This window comes from Longimicrobium sp., assembly GCA_036389795.1.
Lineage (GTDB): Bacteria > Gemmatimonadota > Gemmatimonadetes > Longimicrobiales > Longimicrobiaceae > Longimicrobium.
Window position 1 is genome coordinate 37,889 of sequence record DASVWD010000117.1, and the last position, 19,073, is coordinate 56,961.

The window sequence follows — 19,073 nt, forward strand, 5'->3', positions numbered from 1 at the left end:
TACACTCGCCCCGCGATTCGCGTCCGTCCGCTCCATGGAACGGCACGTTCGCCCCTTCGTCCTACGCCCGCCGCGCGCGGAAGGCCAACTTCTATCCACGGCCGGCGACGGCCGCACCGACCCACCACGCCCCACCCAGGAGAAGGCCCGTGACCCTCCCAGAGGCCCGGACGGGCACGCCAGCACCCGAACCGACGCCGGCGCGCTCGCCGGGCGTCCTCCACTTCGGCGCGCGACCGGCCCAGCCGCCCTCGGCGGCCGCGCGCTTCACCCCGCGCGGCCAGGGCGACGCACCGCGCCTGTCCGCCGATGTCTCCCGTTCACCCGAATCCGCGCGGAGCGCCCGCGCCGCCCTGGCCGCCGCGCTGCGCCAGGCGGGACACCTCCCCCCGCGGCTGCGCCAGGCGCTGGCCCTGGCGTGCGAGAACGAGCGGCCGATCTGCACGGTCGGCCGGCTGGCGAGCTTGAGCGGCTGCGACCGCCGCACGCTCTGGAACCAGTGGCGCACCGCCGTGGGCCGCGAGGCGCCGGTGCGGCTGGAGGACTTCCTCCACTGGCAGCTCCTGCTGCGGGCCACGGCGCTCAAGGAGCCGGCGCTCGCCTGGGCCGACGTGGCCGACCGGCTGGGCGTGCACCCCCACACCGTCGCGCGGCTGGCGCGGCAGCTCACCGGCCGCACGCTGCGCGAGCTGAGCGCGTGCACCGAGGCAGGGATCGCGGCGGAGTTCGAGCGCGGCTTCCTCCCGCACCTGCTGGGCGCGGAGCCCGATACCCCTTTTGAGGCCCCCGCCCGCCGGGCGAGCTGAAGCCGGGGTCCGGCAGGCGGAAGCAGCCGGCGGAGCACGACGGACGGTCAGGACGGACGGACGAAGAGCCGGCGTGGGGTGTGTGGCCGCTCCCGGGAACTGGGTGAGGGGCCCGGAGCACCACCCCCGCCGGCTTTTCTTGTCGATGGGAAGCCATTCCAGATTCTGCGATTGATTGTGCAAAGGAGATGTCATCCTGAGGGAGCCGCTGCGCCGAACCTGCCCTCGGCAACGATGTTTGGCAGCGACCGAAGGATCTACTCACCCCAGAGCGAGGCCGGCTTCTGCGCACTGCATCTGGCCACCAGACACGCGGAGTAGATCCTTCGGTCGCGTCCCACCATTGGTGCGGGAGCAAATCACGCGCGGACGCTCCCTCAGGATGACTTCGTGTGTGGCATGGAATGCACAGTCGATTTCGGAAGGTCGTATCAGATCACACTTCTCCACCGCGCAGCGGGGGAGGGAGCGCGCCCTCTGGCTGCGACGAACGAGCAGCCGAGGGTCGCGCGGGGAGGGGGCCTCCCGTCGGCCCACGAAGAACGGCCCCTCTCCCGTCGCCGGGAGAGGGGCCGCGCTCTTTCATTCACGCACTTCGCACTCAGGACTTCGCACTTCGCACTTGCAGTTACGGCAGCATCCCCTCGCGCGGGCCCAGGAAGCCGAGCACCAGCAGCGTGGCGACGACGGCCCAGATGCAGGCGTAGAGCACGGCGACGATCTTCCGCTTCTCCAGGATCTGCGGGTAGAGGATCGGCTTGCCGGCGAACTTGCCGCGCGGCTTGTTGGGGAAGAAGAACGTCTTGTACGTCTCGATGGTGGCCACCGTGTAGCCGATCCCCGCCAGCCCGATGAACACCCAGTTGTCGGTGAAGAAGGCCATCACCGCGCTCCAGGTGGTGGCGATGGCCGGGCTGCGGAAGAACTTGAAGGTCTCGAACCCCTCCAGCGGCGCGTCCTTCCACGCCCCCCCGAACGCGCTGAACCACCCGCCCGCGCTGGCCAGCAGCAGCACCGCCCACTTCGGCGCGTTTGGGTACGCCGCCTGGAGACGCGTCACCCCCCAGACGGTGAGCGCGATCACGGCGACCACGGCCAGCAGGATCGACCAGCGCACCGGCCGGCTCCGGACCGGCTTGCCGAAGACGCCGAACTGCATGGGGATGAAGTACTTGCTCTGGTCTTCCTCGCGGATGAAGGTCTTCCACAGCTCCACCACGAGCCGCTCCAGCGCGTAGACGATCCCGAAGAAGACGGCGGCGTGCGCGGCCGTGTCCACCGGGAAGCCGGTCGCGCGCTGCAGCGCCGCGGCCACCAGCGCGGCCACCACGATGCTGCGGAAGTACTTGAGGAAGGTGAAGCCCTCGTGCGGCGCGTCCTTGTACATCCCCCACGAGGAGGTGTGGGCGCCCGCCAGCAGACCGATCAGGATCGACATGGCCACGGGTTCAGAGGGATCGGAGGCCCGGGACGGAGAGGTCCCGGCCGAGTGAGCGGTAGGCGGCCTCCAGCAGCACCAGGTCGCGCCGGGCCGCCTCGAAGCCGAAGCGCGGCTCGCGGTTCTCGCGGAGCGCGGGGACGAAGTCGCGCCACATCCCCGCGTAGCCGGCGATGTCGGCCGAGGGCCCGCGCAGGCGCCTCCGGCGGCCGCGCACCAGCACGAAGACGCCGTTGGTCTCGAAGGTAGCCGTCCCCTCCGAGCCGTAGACGGCCGAGAGGTGCAGCCCCTTGAGCGCGGAGGCGATCTCCCACGAGTAGTACAGCGTCCCCACCGCGCCGCCGGCGTAGCGGAAGGCGACGACCATCGTGCGGTCGGGCCCCGCCTGGCTGCCGGGGCGGAAGGCCTGGAGCCCGTCGACCTCCAGCCCCAGGTTCGCCATGAAGTTGATCCAGTGGATCCCGCCCTCGAAGAGCGCGCCGGGGCCGGAGAGCGCGGGGTCGCCCCGCCAGTCGGCGACCTTCTGCTCCTTGAGCGCGTTGACGGTGACGATCTTCACCTCGCCGAGCGCGCCCGAGGCGATCACCTCGCGCAGGCTCTCGGCGAGCGGCTTGTAGAAGTAGTTCTCGGCCACCAGCACCCGCCGCCCCGCCGCGTCGCGCGCCGCGCGCACCGCGTCGAAGTCCGCCGCGCGCAGGAAGGGCGGCTTCTCCACCACCGCGTGCTTCCCCGCCTCCAGCGCCGCGAGCGTCAGGTCGAGGTGCGAGCTGGGCGGCGTGGCGACCACGACGGCGCCGACGCGGGGGTCGCGGACCGCCTCCTCGTACGAGCCGAACGCGCCCGCGCCGCCGAAGCGCCGACCGTACTCCTCCGCCTTCGCCCGGTCGCGGCTGGCGAAGAAGAGCGAGACGCCCTCATGGGATTTCAGCCGCTTGGCGTGGATGCGCGTGGCGAAGCCGCACCCCAGGAAGGCGATCCCCAGTCCGTCCCCCGCCATCAGGCCGCCCCCGCGTCCACGGACGACAGCGAATCCGCCGTGACCCCCCGCGCGAGCGCCCGGCCCACGCGCAGCGCGTTGGCGGCGATGGTCAGGCTCGGGTTCACCCCGGCGGAGGTGGGGAAGACGCTGCCGTCGGTCACGTAGAGGTTCTCCAGCCCCCGGAAGCGGCAGAGCGGGTCGAGGGCCGACGTCCGCTCGTCGTCGCCCATCCGCACCGTCCCCACGGCGTGGGAGAAGGTGGAGACGGGCCAGGTGACGGCGAAGCGCGCGCCGGCCCGCCGCAGCACCTGCTTCGCCTTGCGGACCAGGAAGGCGCGCGCCGCCAGGTCCCGCGGCGTGTAGCGGTGCTCCACGACCAGCCGCGGCAGGCCGAAGGCGTCGCGCTCGGCCGGGTGCAGGCGCACACGGTTGCCCGGCCGCGGCTGGTCCTCTGCGATGGCGAGCAGGCCGGTGAGGTGCGCGGCCGCGGGGGCGCCGATGCGGGCGAGCGGCTTCGGCAGCACGTACTGGAGGAGTCCCGGCGCGGGCCCCATCACCTGCTGCAGGTTCCCCAGCTTCCCCGCGGGCGCGCCGGGCTCGCTCGCGCCGAAGTAGAAGTCGTGGATGGCGAGCTGCTTGTGGTGCTCGTCGGCCGGGTTCGGCCGGCGCGCGAACACGCCGAAGGTCATCGCGTTGCAGTGCCGCATCAGGTAGCGCCCGACCGCGCTCCCACCCGGGTTCAGCCGCTCCAGCCCCGACGCCAGCAGCAGGTGCGGGCTCGCCAGCGCGCCCGCCGCGAGCACGAAGGCGCCCGCGCGGAAGGCGACCCGCGTGCCCGTCTTGCGGTCGACGCACTCCACCGCCGCCACCCGGTCGCCCTCGGCGAGGAGCCGCACGGCCGCCGTGTCGGTGACGAGCGTCATCCCGCGCGCGACCAGGGTGGGGATCACGCGCGTGGCCAGGTCGTTCTTCGCCCCGATGGCGCAGGCGAAGGTGTCGCAGGTGGTGCAGCGCCGGCAGACGGCGCCGATCTCGGCCGCGTGGTTGATGGCCAGGGGGATGCGGAACGGGTGCAGCCCCAGCGACTCGGCGGCGCGCCCGATCCGCCGCGAGGTCTCGCTGAGCGGGGCGGGGGGCTGGGGATAGGGGGCGCTGCGCGGCGGCTCGGTGGGGTCGCGCCCGGCCTCGCCGGAGACGCCCAGGAGCCGCTCGGCGCGGGTGTAGAACGGCTCCAGCTCCGCGTAGCCGAACGGCCAGGCGGCGCCGCTGTCGTCCACGATCTCGCGCCCGGGGTGGAAGTCGCCCTCGCGGAAGCGGAAGCTCGCGCCGCCGTAGAAGACCGACGGGCCGCCCACGCAGGTGCACAGGTTCTGGCGCCCGGCGCGGCGGCCGCCCAGCACGTCGTAGGCGCTGTCGGCGGCGTAGAAGGGGGTGAGCGTGAACGCGCCGTCGCCGGCCCAGTTGTGCGGCCCGCGCTCCACCCAGCCGCCGCGCTCCACCATCAGCACGCGCCAGCCGGCCTCCACCAGCTCCAGCGCCGCGAACGCCCCGCCGAAGCCGCTGCCGATGACCACGGCGTCGTACTCGGTGCGGGCTGCGTCTGTGGGGGGCGTGCTCGGGTACGGCTGGAACTGCGGCACGGCGCGTCTCGCGGGGAATCATCAGGGAGAAAGACGGCGGAAGATGCCGGTTGCGGCGCCTCCGCACAAGCCCCGGGCCCACCCGGCGAGGCGCCGCGCCGGACCCGGCCGGAGGCGGACGCCGCCCCCCGCTGGTCCAGGGATGCGGCCCTGGCACGAGCATTGACGCAGGGCAGGATCGCGCCGCGAGAACCGCTTCACGACGGGAGATGGTGGGACCGCGGCGAGCCGCGGCGGCCGTGCACCGCGGCCATCTCGCAAAGGAGGGACAAGATGAAGAAGCTGCAGCTGAAGCCGGAGGACCTGCGCGTGGAGTCGTTCCCCGTCCCGGACCTGCCCTCGGAGGAGAGCGCGATGACGCCGACCGGGCTTCCGCATACCTGCCCGGAATGTCCGCGGACCCGCAACGTCCTCTGCTACTGACGGACGCAGGCCGGCGATCCTCCGGCGCAAAGCCTCACACGGAACTAACGGAGTCAACGGAGTCGACAGAGAACCCCGCAGTTCTCCGTTAACTCCGTTGACTCCGTGTGAGACATTCAGTTACGGATCTCGATCTCCGGACGATCCTCTGCAGGATGGTGTCATACCACAGTGCAGAGCGTAGTTCTGGTTCCAAACAGAAACAGATTGAGATCTCACAGAGGACACGGAGGACACAGAGAGCTTCGATCTCCCTGCTGTTCCTCCGTGTCCTCCGTGAGGGACCCTTTCAGAGCCGGGTACCCGAACAATCCTCTGCGAAATGGTATCACACCCGCACCACGATCTTCCCCACGCTCCGCCGCGACTCCATGAGCCGATGCGCCTCGGCCATCTTGTCGAAAGGGAAAGTCGCCCTCACCACCGGCCGGATCCCGTGCCGCGACGAACGCCGTCAACTCCTCCCACGCCCGACGTCCGCACGTCCGCTCCAGCCTCTCCTGATCACCGCCTCCAGCCGGTTCCCCGGCGCGTCTACGTGGTTCCTTGGGTTCGGCCCATGACGGTAATTCATCTCGTCCCAGCCAAGGCATTTTGCCGGGTCCCATAGCCACAGCGCGTGATTGACACCGAGCTCTTCCAGGCGCTCGAAGTGTCGCTCCAGGAAAGCCTCCGCTCCCGGCTGCCACCGGTGTACACCGAACTCGTTGACGGCCAGTGGAGCTCCGGTGTCGCGTTTCCATGCGGCGATGCTGTCGTACATGGTGTCGAGCGCACGAAGCACATCCGGAGGCAGCGGTCCCGGCGGGACAGGGGTGTCCGACGATGGGCCTGGACACTCGAAGTCGGCATCGGCCGACTCGCCGTAGACGTAGTCGTTCGGCGCGTACAGGTGGATCGTGAAGACGAGACGGTCCCGGTACACGTCGAATGAATCCAGGGGGAGCCCCCGCAGTGCTTCCGGATCCCCGCCGGACGCCACGCTGACGAGAATGGGGGTGGTGGAGTCTACGCGCCGAATCGCGCGCACTATCCGTCGAGCGAGCCGATACCACCGCTCGCTGGGCACACGGCGCGGATTGTCCGGACCCAGCAGAGGCTCCACCATCAGGTCGTATCCCACGACAGATGGGCGGCCACGGTACCTGGTCGCGGCTTCCGCCCACATCCGGACCCACGTGGATTCCGCCTCGGCTCTCTGCCACAGGTCCGTGATCTTCGGCTCCTCCGAAGGGTCGAATACGAATTCGCTGCGGCCGGGCCCCGTACGGAACGAGATCACCACCTTCAGGCCAACGCGCTCCGACCACGCAACCATCGAGTCCAGCGACTGCCAGACCCGGGAGTCGGGGTGATACCGCCGCGGGCGTCCGGTCAGCCGCTCACCGTACGGGCCTGGGACGGAGAGATTCACGTAATTGGCGCCCCAGGCCGCAAGGGAGCGCAGGTCCTCCGCCGAGTATCGCGGGAACACGGATCCGGTGTCGGTCTGTGGGCGCCGCTGCCACGTGTTGGCCCCGTGGAGCTGCGTAGGCCCGGTCCACAGATCCCATTTCGCGGACCCGGTGCTCCCGGCTCGCAGGGTTGCGCTGTCGTTCACGGCACCGGGACCCGGGGCGGTTCCTCCGCCGCAGCCCAACCATGCGCCGAGTGCCAGCACAAACGCCGAAGTACGCAGGCTCATGCTACACTCCTGGACAAGTTTCCGAGACTGCTCTGGTCGATTCGCCTCCGGGACGCGCGGAGCGCCCCCCGCGGCTGCTGCATGAAGCTGCCGTCATACTCACACCCGCACCACGATCTTCCCCACGCTCCGCCGCGACTCCATGAGCCGGTGCGCCCCGGCCATGTCGTCGAAGGAGAAGGTCGCTCCCACCACCGGCCGGATCCCGTGCGCCGCGACGAACGCCGTCAGCTCCTCCCACACCCGCGCGAGCCGCGGCGGGTCGTCGAGGAGGTAGCCGATGTGCGTCGCCAGGAGGCCGTGCGACGCCGGCGCGAGGGAGCGGATGTCGGCCCTGGGGAGGTCGCGCCAGGTGCGCAGCCAGGAGAGCGGGTTCCACCGCTGCAGCGCCAGGCTCGCGAAGCCGGCGACCACCACCCGGCCGAACGGGGCGAGCACCGGCCAGACGGCGCGGAAGACCTCGCCGCCGACCACCTCCAGCGCCACGTCGAAGCGGCCCGGGCCGGCGGCCGCCCGGAGACGCTCCTCGAAGCCGGGGCGGCGGTAGTTCACCGCCTGCTCGGCGCCGAGCGCGCGGATCGCCTCGAGCTTCGCGTCGCTCCCGGCCAGGCCCACCACGGCGCAGCCGAAGCGGGCGGCGAGCTGGACAGCCGCGGTGCCCACGCCCCCGGCGGCGGCGGTGACCAGGACGCGGTCGGTGGGGCGGAGCCGCGCCATCTCCATCAGCGCGACCCACGCGGTGAGGTAGTTCACGGGGAACGCGGCGTTCTCCTCGGTCGAGAAGCCGGGGATGGCGGGGAGCGCCTGCCGCTCCGGCACCACCACCTTCTCCGCGTACGCCCCGTGCTGCGCGCCGACGACGACCCGTTCGCCGGCCGCGCGCCCCTCGACGCCAGCGCCGAGCGCGTCGATCGTGCCGGCCGCCTCCATCCCCAGCGTGTACGGCATCGGCGGCGCCCAGCCGTAGAGGCCCTTGCGGGAGAGGATCTCGGCGTAGTTCACGCCGACCGCCGCGACGCGCACCCGGACCTCGCCCGCGCCGGGCGCCGGGTCGGGGACCTCGCGCACGCGCAGCACCCTGGGGCCGCCGTGCCGGTCCAGGACGATCGCCCTCATTCCGCGCTCGTTGGTGCAGGCCCGAGGTTCGGGGCGATCTGCCGGAAGACCCGCTTCGCTTCCGGAGTGAACGTCGTGCCCATGAACACGTGGAAGCCGCCCGGTGTCAGCCCGGGCTGGAAAAGCAAGTGCCCACGGGACGGATCCGCGGGCGTCGGCGGCTCTTCAGGTTCAGCTCATTCGCGCATGCACCACGCGAAAGACCGTAACCAGACCGGGTGACACGCGATACATCACGCGGTAGTTGTAGACGATGATCTCGCGGACGTCGGGATCCTGCCATTCCGCGAACATCCGTCCCGAGTAAGGGAAGTCGGCCAGCCGCTCGGTGGAGTCGAGCAGCTTGCTGGCGACGATCTCCGCACGCCTGGGGGAATCTTCCGCGATGTACCTGGTGATGGACTCGAGATTGGTCTGCGCCGAGGCAGCCCAGATCACCCGGTGAGCCACCGCTTCACCTCGGCCCTCATCTCCTCCTGCGTCCGGTACGGCCCGGCATCGGCCGACTCGAGGCCCGACTTCACCTGCTCCAGCACGTAAATGTGGTAGCGGATGTCTTCGAGGGTGACGTTGTCCGGCAGGCGCCGGAGCAGGTCGATCACCTCTTCCTTGGCGGAGACGGTCGTCGTGGTGCTCATGGAGGGTTCGCGCGGGGTGGACCGGTCGCTCATCGGAACTCTACCTCCGCGGCAGGTTCGGGGAAAGCCTCCGCCACGACTCCGCCACCGGCCGAACGCTTCCTCACGGCAGCTTGCACGCCAGCCGCGACAGGGAGCCGGGGAGGTGGTGGCCGCCGCCCTCGCTGGTCAGCGTCACCGCGCCGTCGTTCTCCAGCTCCACGGCCTCGCCCTGGGGCTCGCCGAGTGGGGTGAGGTCCACCTGCGCCGCCGGCTGGCCGCCGCCGAGCAGGTCCGGGGTGCGGTAGAAGGCGAGCGTCGAGTAGGTGCGCACCGCCACCCACCGCCCGTCGGGCGAGGCGCTGGCGCCGGTGACGCGGTCGCCCGGCTGCCGCGGGCGGGGGGCCAACCGCCGCACCCGCTGCAGCGTGGCGGCCTGCCCCGCGGCGAGCGGCGTGGGCCAGCGGTAGAGCTCGATCGGGTCGCGGGTCCCCTTGGTGACCAGGTACACCTCGCCGCCGGGGAGGACGAACAGCGCCTCGGTGTCGGGGCTGCCCTGGGGGAACCTCGCCGTGAAGCGCTCGGCCGGCGCCGACTCGCGGTCGGTGGGGGCCGGCTCGGGGACGCGCCAGAGCGCGACCACGTCGTCGTCGCCGTCGTTGTTCCCCGTGTCGGCCAGGTACAGGCAGTCGCCGCCGGGGCAGGGGCCCAGCGCCGCGTCTTCCCAGTCGCGGTTGGTAGCGCCCGTGACCTGCACCGCCGCGAGGTTCTGACCCGACGCGTCCACCGCGAACACCACGGGCTGGTTGCCGGAGTCGTCGTGCGTCCAGTAGACGCCCGCGTGGCGGCGGCTGGCGGCCAGCCCGCTCGTCTCGTCCGCCGCGTCCGGCAGCGTCACTTCCTTCGCCACCACCTGGCACGCCGCCTCGGCCACGGTCTCCTTCGCGGGCGCATCGTTGCAGCCCGACGCGGCGAGCGCGGCCAGCACGGAGAGAAGAACGCCGGCTCGCTTCGCGGGCGGCGGAAGGTGCGGGATCGTCGAGGTCGTCGCCGTGGGGCGGGTCATGCAAACTCCGGTTGATCAGGATCGGTGCCGTCTGCCCCGGGCCGCACGTGCAAGGTCGGCACCGCCAGAATCTCACGGAAGACACAAGAGGGCACGGAGAACTTCATCCGCTGTTCCTCCGTGTCCTCCGTGTCCTCTGTGTCCTCTGTGTCCTCTGTGAGAATCGAGCCGTTTCTCTGGTATTCTCTCACGGCACCGGGGGAGGAGAGTACGCGGCCGCGCCGGCCCCGGTTCCGGACCGCGCCCTCATACCGTTTTTCGAGATTCGCTGTGCATCGGGAAGCTGTCATTCCGAGTGGAGCCCGATGCGCTGAGCTCACGTTCGCCACCGAAGTCGGCCGGGCTCCCGAGGAATCTACTCGCGGCCGGCAGGAGGCCGGACCGATGCATGGAGCCAGCGTCCGGGCGGGGTGAGTAGATTCCTCGGGCACCGCCCAGCTGAGGTGTGAAATCCGGATCGGTGCCGCGGCGCCGCTCGGAATGACATGGTTCGCGAAAGGACCGGATTGCACACCGATTCCTGGAATCCGGTATCACAGCTCGTGGGTGAGGATCGGGCGGCGGCCGGGGTCGGGGGGCGGGACGACGGAGTCGCGGGGGGCGCGGTCGGGGCGCTGGTAGTAGGTGCCGTCGGAGCCCAGCTCCCAGGCGTCGGGGTCGTTCAGCTGCCGGTCGAGGATGGCGTCCAGCTCGGCGCGGTGGGCGGGGTCGCGCACGGGGGCGGCCACCTCCACGCGCCGCGACAGGTTGCGCGTGCGCCAGTCCGCCGAGCCGATGTAGTACTCGGGGTCGCCCGCGTTGGCGAAGCGGAAGATGCGCGCGTGCTCCAGGTAGCGCCCCAGGATGCTGAAGACGCGCACGTTCTCCGACAGCCCCGCCACCCCCGGGCGCAGCGCGCAGATGCTGCGCACGATCAGCTCCACCTGCACCCCGGTCTGCGACGCCTGGTAGAGCGCGGCGATCAGCTCCCGGTCGGCCAGGCCGTTCATCTTGGCCACGATGTGCCCGCCCATCCCGGCCCGCGCGTGGGCCGCCTCGCGCTCGATCATCTCCAGGAAGCGCCGCCGCATGTTGTACGGCGCCACCAGCAGGCGGGCGAAGCGCGGCTCGCCGCCGGCGCCGGTCAGCACGTTGAAGAGGTCGCTCACCTCCTCGCCCAGCGACGGGTCGGCCGAGAGGAGGCCCAGGTCGGTGTACGCGCCCGCCGTGGCGGCGTTCAGGTTCCCCGTCCCCACGTAGACGTAGCGCCGCGCCGCCTTCCCCTCGCGGCGGACGACCAGCGCCGTCTTCGCGTGCACCTTGAACCCCGGGATGCCGTAGACCACGTGGATCCCCGAGGAGCGCAGGTAGCGCGCCCACTCCACGTTGCGCTCCTCGTCGAAGCGCGCGGTCAGTTCCACCAGCGCGACGACCTGCTTGCCGCGGGCGCTGGCGCGGCGCATGGCCTCCACCAGCCGCGAGCGGCGGTTGGTGCGGTAGAGCGCCAGCTTGATGGCGGTGACGTCGGGGTCGTCCGCCGCCTCCAGCACGAAGCGCTCGACGGTGGCCTCGAACGAGTCGCGGGGGAAGCGCACCAGCACCTCGCGCTCGCGCAGCACGTCCACGATCGGCACCCCGGGGTCCAGCGGCTCGGCCGGCTCCTCGGGGGGGAAGCGCAGGTCCGGCGCTTCGAGCGAGGCCAGCTCGCGCACGCCGCGCAGGTCGATCAGCCACTCCACCTCGTAGACGTCCTCCTCGCCCAGCGCCACCGCCTGGTCGGGCGCCTCGTACTGCAGCTCGCGCAGGAGCAGGGCGCGCAGCCGCCCGGGCATGCAGTCCTCCACCTCCACCCGCACGACGGGGCGGAAGCGGCGGCGGCGCACCTCCTCCTCCACCGCCTGCAGGAGGTCCGCCGTGCGGGAGTGGTCCAGGTGCAGCTCGGCGCTCCGGGTGACGCGGAAGGTGCAGGCGCCCTCCACCTCCATCCCCGGGTAGAGCCGGTGCAGGTTGGCGATGATCACCGCCTCCAGGGGGAGGAAGCGGCGCCCGCCCTCGATGGCCACGAAGCGCGGCAGCCCGTCGGGCAGCTCCAGGATCCCCAGCCGCTCGCCCCCCGTGAGCGGCTCGCGCAGGATGGCGATGAGCGAGGGCCGCTGGTTGCGGATGTGGGGGAAGGGGTGCCCGGGGCCGGCGGCCTGCGGGGTGAGCAGCGCGTGCACCTCGCGGTCGTAGTACTCGCGCAGCCACGTCCGCTCCCGGCGCTTGAGGTCCGCGGGGCGGACGACCTCGATCCCCTCCCCGGAGAGCGCCGGGAGCAGCTCGTCGAACAGCAGCCGGTAGGCGCGCTCCTGCAGCCGCCGGGCGCGGGCGCCGATGGCGTCGAGCTGCTCGCGCGGCCCCACGCCGTCGATGGTGCGCTCGTCGCTCCCGGCGTACGCCTGGCGCTTGAAGGCGGCCACGCGCACGCGGAAGAACTCGTCCAGGTTGCCGCCGAAGATGGAGAGGAAGCGCACCCGCTCCAGGAGCGGCAGCCGCCCGTCGGCGGCCAGCTCCAGCACGCGCCGGTTGAAGGCCAGCACGGAGAGCTCCATGTTGAGCAGCGTCCCCGGCGGCAGCTCGGCCGCGGCCTCCTCGTCGGCCGGGGCGGCGGACGGGGCGGTGAGGAGCGCCTCCCGCGCGGCCGCGCCCTCGTCGCCGTCGGCCGCCGGCGGGGTGGCGGGGAGCCCGGAGCGGGCGAGGACGTGCAGCGCGGCCAGGGTGGCGCCGTCGCGCAGGGCGGGCGATCCCACCGCGTCCAGCAGCTCGCCGGCGTCCGCCCAGGCGACCGCCTCGGGGTCGGGCGGGCGGGCGTCGCCCAGCTCCTCGGCGATCCACACCTCCGTGGCGGGGCGGCGGGGGGAGCCGGGGCCGGTCCCCAGGAGCCGCACCCGGCCGTCCGCGCCCTCGAAGGCGGCGCGCAGCACCCGGCGCGCGGCGTCGATCCCGCTCCCCGCGCCGCCGGGGAAGCGCAGCAGAGCGCCCTCCTTCACCAGCGCCACCCGCCCCGCGCGCCAGGGGACCACCGCCACCCGGCGGGCGGAGCGCACGGCCTCTTCCAGCCAACCGGCCTCGGCCTCGTCCAGCTTCTGCCGCCAGCGGTGCAGGGGGTCGCCGGTGAGGAGCCGCAGCGCGAAGACCTCCTCCAGCGCCCGCACCGCGTCGCGCCCCTCGCGCGGGTCCTCGGCGAGGCGCACCTCCACCTCGTACAGGTCCGCCGCCAGGTCGCCCTCGCGCACGGTGCGGACGGCGCACTCGATCTCCACCGCCACCTCGCCGTCGTCCAGCGCGATCGCCGCCGGGCGCAGGCGCCGCCGCGTCTCCACCTCCAGCCCGGCGACCAGGCGCGCGGGGTCCACCAGCGCGCGCAGGAGCTGCGCGGGCTCGGAGAGGCCGGCGAAGAGCTCGCGGGGGTCGCCCGGGCCGGCGCTCACCTCGGCGCGGCGCGGGGGGCCGTCGCGGGGGTCGGAGACCTGGACGGCGAGCGTCTGCCCGTGGGGGCGCAGGCGCAGGCGGACCAGCGCGCCGCGCCGGGCCAGGTCGCCGTCCTCGGTGTCGTAGTAGACGTCGCGGAAGGTCTCGTCCTGGGCCTCGCCGCCCCGCAGCGGCTCGGGGAGGGTGCCGGCGGCCAGCGCGTCCAGGGTGTCGGGGTCGGGCGCCTCGAAGCGCACCACCAGCGCGCCCGGCCGCGCGCCCCAGGACGGCAGGAGCGGGCGGCGCGGGGCGGAAGCGGAGCGGGGGGCGCGCGCCATCGGGTTCAATTCCGGAAAGACATCAAGCCTCACGCAGAGTCAGCAGAGTCAGCAGAGAAACCCCTCCGCTGACTCTGCTGACTCTGCGTGAGAAAATTCTCTTGCCGGACCCGGCAGAAGTCTCGGGCTCGAAGATCATCCATCTCTCATCCAGTGTGGGTCCAGCACTTCGCACTTCGCACTTCGCACTCAGGACTAAGGACTAAAACACCAAGGACTCAGAACGGCATCCCCACCTTGAAGTGGACGCGCCCCACCTCGCCGTGCGCGTAGGCCACGGAGACGGTGCGCGCGTGGTCGAGGAACGAGAAGAAGAGCCCGCCGCCCACCGCCGTGTGCCAGTCGCCGTCGGAGTCGCCCTCGAACCACACCCGGCCCGCGTCGGCCAGCGCGAAGGCGCCGAGCGTCCCCTTCACCACCAGCTCGACGCGCGCCAGCGGCTGGCGCAGCTCGGCGCTCCCGTACGCGGCGGCGTCGCCCGCGAAGCGCTCGCCGCGGTGCCCGCGCACGGTGGAGCTGCCGCCCAGGAAGGCGGCGTACTGCAGGGGGAAGTCGCCCCACAGCCGCTCGCCCCCCGCCCGCAGCGCCAGCGTGGGCCCCCGCCCGGGGGGCGAGAGGTACGCCGTCCCCACCGCCCGCACGTCGCCGAAGGCGCCCGCGTCGCCCGTGGCCAGCGGGTAGCCGGCGCCCACCAGCTCCAGCGTGAAGCCGTGGCGGGGGAAGCCGGAGGTGTCGCGCGCGTCCACGTGCACCCCCGCGCGCGCCCCGGCGAGCCCGAACGAGTGGTCGCCGGAGGGGGCGAGAGTCGCGGGGGCGAGCGGCTCGGGCTGCGGGTCGGTCCAGCGCAGCTCGGTGCCGAACGAGGCCTCCGCGTCCGGCGAGAGCGTCCAGCGGTGCTCGGCGTCCAGCAGGAGCTGCCGCTCCCAGACGCGCGCCAGGTCGGTGTCCACCTCCGGCGCGTCGTTGCCGAAGCCGTGGAAGGAGACGGCCGCGATCTCGGTGGCGCGCAGGAGCACCGACAGGCTCCGCCGCGAGCCGACGGCCACGTAGTCGCCCTGGTACTCCGCCCCGAAGCGCGTGTGCTGGGGCGCCCAGAGGAGGGCGACGCTCCCCTTGGCGGCGTACGGGAAGCGGCGGAACCCCCAGCGCGTCCAGCTCGGCCCGAACCCCACCACCGGCCCCGCGTGCCGCCGCCACGCGAGGGTGGGCGAGAAGAGCGAGGAGCTCCTCCCCCACTCGCGCGGCGGGGTGCGCCCCTGCCCGCGCTCGAACTTCGGCGGGTCCCAGCGGCTGCGGTCGATCCGGGTGCCGGAGCGGGGGAAGAAGCGGTCGTCGCCCTGGTAGTCGTAGAACGCCACGTGACCGCCCGTGCGCGTCTCGTCGCGCAGCTCGTCGTCGCCCTGGCCGCCGATCAGGCGCACGATCGTCTCGTCGGGCCCCGCGCCGAAGACGCGCGCCCGGTCCTCGCCGCCGTACAGGAAGAGGCGCACCTCGCGCGTCTCCGCGGGGACGAAGCGGCGGCGGAAGTACTCCGGGCCCTGCTCGCCGCCCGAGCGGAGCACCACCTCCACGCCGCCGTCGGCCAGGCGCTCCACCGCGGCGAAGTCGGCCGCCTCCTTCGCGTGCACCTCGGCCTCGCGCGCCAGCTCGGCGTAGAAATCGCCCGCCAGCCCGGGGAGGAGGTCGCGCCGGCCGCGCAGCGTCGCGCGCAGCTCCGCCCCCTCGCGCGCCACGTACGGGGCCGGCAGCCGGGCGAGCGCGTCGTCGATCACCCGGTCGGTGAGCCGGGCCTTCAGCGACGCGGCCACCGAGTCCCACACGGCGCGGGGGAGCTCGCCCAGGAGCCGGCGGTCCATCAGCTGGGCGTTCAGCATCAGCCCGCGCAGCTGGCCGCCGTAGTGCGGGAGGAAGCGGACGGCGTTGGGGACCTGCGAGCGGGCCAGGTCGATCAGGAAGCCGTCGTAGTCGGCGAAGACGTAGTCGCGGTCGCGGGGGATCGGCCGCCACCGGTGCGCGCCGGCCGAGTCGAAGCGCGCCCAGTTGTACTGGTCGTCGTGGCGGTCCCAGTCGCCCAGGAACATGTCCATCAGGCGCACCGCCAGGTACTCGCGGGCGTCCATGCGGTGCCCGGCGCCCGAGCCCAGCGCCTCCAGGAACTCGTCGGTGTCCTCGATGGCGGCCGCGCGGGCCAGCACGGGGTGGCCGGTGCGCCCCGCGGCCGGGCGCTCCTCCACGGTCCCCAGCATCCCCGCGAACTCCTGGCGGAACTCGCCCAGGCGGGGGTCGTCGGGCATCAGGTAGAGCCGGGCGCTCGGGTGCAGGATCCCCACGGCGTCCAGCAGCACGTCGGAGGCGAGCTGGCCGGCGGGGACCAGCGAGGAGACCTGGTCGTCGAGCACCGACTCGACCAGGGTGCCCTTGAAGTCGGCGTGCAGCGAGCGGCCGGGGTCCTTGTTGACCGAGCGGAAGGCGTACTCGCGTCCGTCGCCTCCCTGGAAGCGGAGCGAGATCGTCTGGTTGCCGCCGCCCCGGCGCGTGGGCGTGAGCCCGCCTGCGAACGCGCCCAGGTCCAGCACCTCCACCTGCACCGGCTCGGTCCACAGGGGGCGGTACTCGCGCCCCAGCAGCCAGCGCTTGAGGGGGCCCGCGCGGTACTCCTCGCCCGCGACGACGGAGGTGGTGCCGGAGGACGGGGTGCCCGACTGCGCGAGGAGCGCGGCGGGGAGGCAGAGCGCCGCGGCCAGCGCGGCCGCGGCGGGTCGGGTCGTGGCGAGCCGGACGTCGGCGATGGTCATGGGCGCGTCCCGGAGCCGGGTGGCGGGGCGGGGGCGGGGGCCGGCGCGGGGCGCTCGGCGGCGCCCGGGACCACCGGCGCCGCGCGCTCGATGCGCTCCTCCTCCACCCACGTCGAGAAGTCCTCCTGCGCCTTCCCCTCGGCGTCGACCACCTGCACCGAGAGCCGCACCCGGCCGTCGCGCAGGAAGCTGAGCCGCATGTAGCCGCTGGCGCGGCGGGTGTAGCGGGTGCCGGTGATGGCCCGCACCCGCGTGGTGTGGTTGTAGATCCCCCCGCCGCTCACCAGCTGGTAGCGCGCGGGGTCGCGCCGGAACACCTGCAGGTTGTGCTCGTGCCCGGCGGCGTAGAGCATGGGCGGCGAGGCGGCGAAGGCGCGCTCGAACGACCTGATCAGGGTGCGGTACTCGCGCCCCGACACGTCCTGCCGCGCGAAGAAGCCGCCGAGGCGCGCCCAGGGGTGGAAGGGGAAGAGGTAGGTGGGCCAGTCGAAGTACCCGCCGTGCTCGCCCCCCGTCGCGATCGGGTGGTGCCCCACCACCACGGTGCGGCGCGTCCCCGCGCTCGCCAGGTCCACCCGGAGGGAGTCGATGATCTCCTCCTCCGTGCGGGCGCGGCAGTGGGAGCCGCTCCCGTACGGCTTGCCGGGCGCCGGGCCGTGCAGCCACCACTGCGTGTCCATCACGATCAGCCGCAGGTAGTCGTCGAAGTCCAGCACCGTGGGCCCCGGGCACGCCTCGCCGGGGAAGAAGCGGATCAGGTCGCGGCCGTGCGCCTCCACGAAGCGCTCCTCGCGCAGGATGGCCGCCCACCCCTGCGGGCTGCCGGCGTCCCAGTCGTGGTTGCCGGGGATGAAGATGCCGCGCGTGCCGGTCTCCAGCAGCGGCTCCATCTGCTCGCGCAGGATGCGCTCGCCCTCGGCGCGCTCGGCCGTGGCGCTGTCGACCAGCCCGCGGGGGTAGACGTTGTCGCCCAGGTAGACCACCAGCGTGCGCTGGGGGTCCCATTTCAGCTCCTCGCGCAGCGCCTCGAGCACCGGCTCGCCCCCGGGCGCGGGGAGCCCCGCGTCGCCGATCAGCACCAGCCGCATGGCCACCGAGTCGTCGGGGACGCCCTCGATCACGTCGCCGATGCCGAGCATCGGCCTGGCGCACGCCGCCAGCACGGCCAGCCAGAACGCGGCGGCCAGCCCGGCCAGCCGCCGGAGCCTGCCCCTCCCGGCCGTCGTCTTCCTCCCGATCTCCCCCGACACTCCTCCTCCCGTCGCCCTGGCTCCCGTCGCCCGCCTCACGAGTCCTCCTTCCCCTGCTTGCGCTTCTTGCGGCGGGTGCGGAAGGGGAAGTACTCGGCCGCGTCCACCTGCACGCTCCAGCGCTCGTCGAGCGCCCCCACCAGGTCGGGGGGCGTGGTGCGCCGCTTGAGCCGCACGAGGTATTCCAGCGTGTGCATCCCGTCGCCGCGCGGCACCACGTCCACCAGCCGCCAGTCGCTCGCCAGGTCGGCCAGGGCCTCCTGCACGGTCATGCGGGCCACGTCGGGCTCGCCCGAGTGCACCAGCAGCACGCCGTCGGTCTTCATGTCGCCTTCGTGCTGGAGCATCTTGCGGCGGATGGCGCGCTGGGCGGTGGGCTGCTCGGCCACCAGGAACTCCGAGGGGCCCACGCTGAGCACGCCCGTCCTCCCGAAGCTGCCGCTGTAGATGGAGCCGATGTTGTACTTCCAGACGGTGAGCACCACGTAGTTGAAGGCCAGCGACATCATGAGCGCCACGTCGAGCGCCTGCACCCCCGCCGAGAGCCCGATGCCGATCACCAGGAAGATGTAGACGGCGTCGCGCGGGTCCTTGAGCGTGTTGCGGAAGCGCACCGCGGCCACGATGCCGGCCAGCGAGAACGCCAGCGCCAGCGACCCCTTCACCACCAGGGCGATCCCCGCCACCACGATCGGGAGGATGATGACCGAGGCCACCAGCGCGGGGTCGTAGCGGAAGCGCTTGGTGACCATGTACACCCACGCCACCGGCAGCACCAGCGAGAGCGCGCCGGCGATCACCAGCAGGGTGGTGAGCGAGCGCTCCAGCGCCTCGCGCAGCGAGAGCCGGGCGCCCACCTCGTCGGCGGTCATGGGCCCGGCGGTGAGCGGGGCGCCGTCGCGGCTGGGGAGGATGGTGGGCGCCACGAAGGCGTCGCGCACGGGGGGGATGAAGTAGACCAGCAGGGTCATGATCCCCACCAGCACCAGGTAGTACGCCAGCAGCTGCAGGTACGGCGCCTTGCGCCCGCCCTCCAGCATCCGCTGCATCGCGCCGGGGCGCTCCCCGTCGCCGTGCGGGGTGCGGATCGCGCCCGACGCGGTGGACGAGCCGCCCTGCGGGTAGGGGCGCGCCAGCAGCGTCTCCGACTCGTCTTCCGGCGCGCGGCGCGCCGGGGCCTGCCTGTTCGCCATCCTCGCGGGAATTCTAAGTGACGGTAGCAACTGCGGTTTCGGGCCCGTTGAACCGCCGTCCGCGCGCGAAGGTTCCCCGCGCGGGCGGCGGCGGCGAGGTTCAGCAGGAAGCACGCCGCGGCGGGGGAAAGTGCGAAGTGCGGGGTGCGAAGTGCGAAGTGAGAGTGCGTGAGTGCGTGAGTGCGGAAGTACGGAAGTACGAACCTGCTCGGGTCCGGCTCCGAATCCTGCTTCCGCGATATGTTCTCCCTCTCCCGCGCAGCGGGGGAGGGCCGGGGAGGGGGCACCCACCCGCGGGC

The 19,073-nt window shown here is 72.8% G+C and carries 15 protein-coding genes; 2 read left to right on the plus strand and 13 right to left on the minus strand.

The features are described from left to right. Positions 1–149: 149 nt before the first annotated feature. Positions 150–806: a hypothetical protein gene (locus tag VF746_15975; GenBank protein HEX8693921.1), complete on the plus strand. Its 657-nt coding sequence runs from the start codon at positions 150–152 to the stop codon at positions 804–806. A 628-nt stretch (positions 807–1,434) separates the two neighbouring features. Here VF746_15975 and VF746_15980 read toward each other — a convergent pair. From VF746_15980 to VF746_15990, 3 genes are read right to left on the minus strand one after another with little or no spacing between them, the layout of a single operon-like run. After that, complete coding sequence (locus tag VF746_15980) at positions 1,435–2,244, minus strand: hypothetical protein (protein HEX8693922.1); 810 nt, start codon at positions 2,242–2,244, stop codon at positions 1,435–1,437. Between the two features lie 10 nt (positions 2,245–2,254). Next, positions 2,255–3,241, minus strand: a complete 987-nt coding sequence (locus VF746_15985) for a Gfo/Idh/MocA family oxidoreductase (protein HEX8693923.1) — start codon at positions 3,239–3,241, stop codon at positions 2,255–2,257. Further along, on the minus strand, positions 3,241–4,863 hold the full coding sequence (locus tag VF746_15990) for a GMC family oxidoreductase (GenBank protein ID HEX8693924.1): 1,623 nt from the start codon (positions 4,861–4,863) through the stop codon (positions 3,241–3,243). The genes VF746_15985 and VF746_15990 overlap by 1 nt, the downstream gene beginning before the upstream one ends. A 273-nt stretch (positions 4,864–5,136) precedes the next feature. Here VF746_15990 and VF746_15995 point away from each other — a divergent pair, with 273 nt between their 5' ends. Beyond that, positions 5,137–5,286, plus strand: a complete 150-nt coding sequence (locus VF746_15995) for a hypothetical protein (GenBank protein HEX8693925.1) — start codon at positions 5,137–5,139, stop codon at positions 5,284–5,286. A gap of 328 nt (positions 5,287–5,614) precedes the next feature. Here VF746_15995 and VF746_16000 read toward each other — a convergent pair whose 3' ends face one another. The 10 genes from VF746_16000 to VF746_16045 all read right to left on the minus strand — a co-directional run bounded on the left by VF746_16000 (position 5,615) and on the right by VF746_16045 (position 18,774). After that, on the minus strand, positions 5,615–5,710 hold the full coding sequence (locus tag VF746_16000) for a zinc-binding dehydrogenase (GenBank protein ID HEX8693926.1): 96 nt from the start codon (positions 5,708–5,710) through the stop codon (positions 5,615–5,617). Between the two features lie 30 nt (positions 5,711–5,740). After that, the gene (locus VF746_16005; GenBank protein HEX8693927.1) at positions 5,741–6,760 is read right to left on the minus strand and encodes a cellulase family glycosylhydrolase; all 1,020 of its coding nucleotides are present in this window, start codon (positions 6,758–6,760) and stop codon (positions 5,741–5,743) included. A 309-nt stretch (positions 6,761–7,069) separates the two neighbouring features. Further along, on the minus strand, positions 7,070–8,086 hold the full coding sequence (locus tag VF746_16010; protein ID HEX8693928.1) for a zinc-binding dehydrogenase: 1,017 nt from the start codon (positions 8,084–8,086) through the stop codon (positions 7,070–7,072). Between the two features lie 171 nt (positions 8,087–8,257). Next, positions 8,258–8,536 carry a type II toxin-antitoxin system RelE/ParE family toxin gene (locus VF746_16015; protein HEX8693929.1) on the minus strand — a complete coding sequence of 93 codons (279 nt, stop codon included), beginning with the start codon at positions 8,534–8,536 and terminating at the stop codon, positions 8,258–8,260. After that, entirely contained in the window at positions 8,521–8,724 is a 204-nt protein-coding gene (locus tag VF746_16020; protein ID HEX8693930.1) for a hypothetical protein, read from the minus strand. Before VF746_16020 ends, VF746_16015 begins: the two co-directional genes overlap by 16 nt. Positions 8,725–8,827: 103 nt before the next feature. Beyond that, on the minus strand, positions 8,828–9,769 hold the full coding sequence (locus VF746_16025; GenBank protein ID HEX8693931.1) for a hypothetical protein: 942 nt from the start codon (positions 9,767–9,769) through the stop codon (positions 8,828–8,830). A 533-nt stretch (positions 9,770–10,302) separates the two neighbouring features. Next, positions 10,303–13,536: a polyphosphate kinase 1 gene (gene ppk1, locus VF746_16030; GenBank protein HEX8693932.1), complete on the minus strand. Its 3,234-nt coding sequence runs from the start codon at positions 13,534–13,536 to the stop codon at positions 10,303–10,305. Between the two features lie 218 nt (positions 13,537–13,754). Beyond that, positions 13,755–16,331, minus strand: a complete 2,577-nt coding sequence (locus tag VF746_16035; protein HEX8693933.1) for a BamA/TamA family outer membrane protein — start codon at positions 16,329–16,331, stop codon at positions 13,755–13,757. Then, positions 16,328–17,581, minus strand: coding sequence for a metallophosphoesterase (locus tag VF746_16040; GenBank protein ID HEX8693934.1), 1,254 nt, complete (start codon positions 17,579–17,581; stop codon positions 16,328–16,330). Before VF746_16040 ends, VF746_16035 begins: the two co-directional genes overlap by 4 nt. A gap of 35 nt (positions 17,582–17,616) precedes the next feature. Beyond that, the gene (locus tag VF746_16045; protein ID HEX8693935.1) at positions 17,617–18,774 is read right to left on the minus strand and encodes a DUF4956 domain-containing protein; all 1,158 of its coding nucleotides are present in this window, start codon (positions 18,772–18,774) and stop codon (positions 17,617–17,619) included. Between the last annotated feature and the right edge of the window lie 299 nt (positions 18,775–19,073).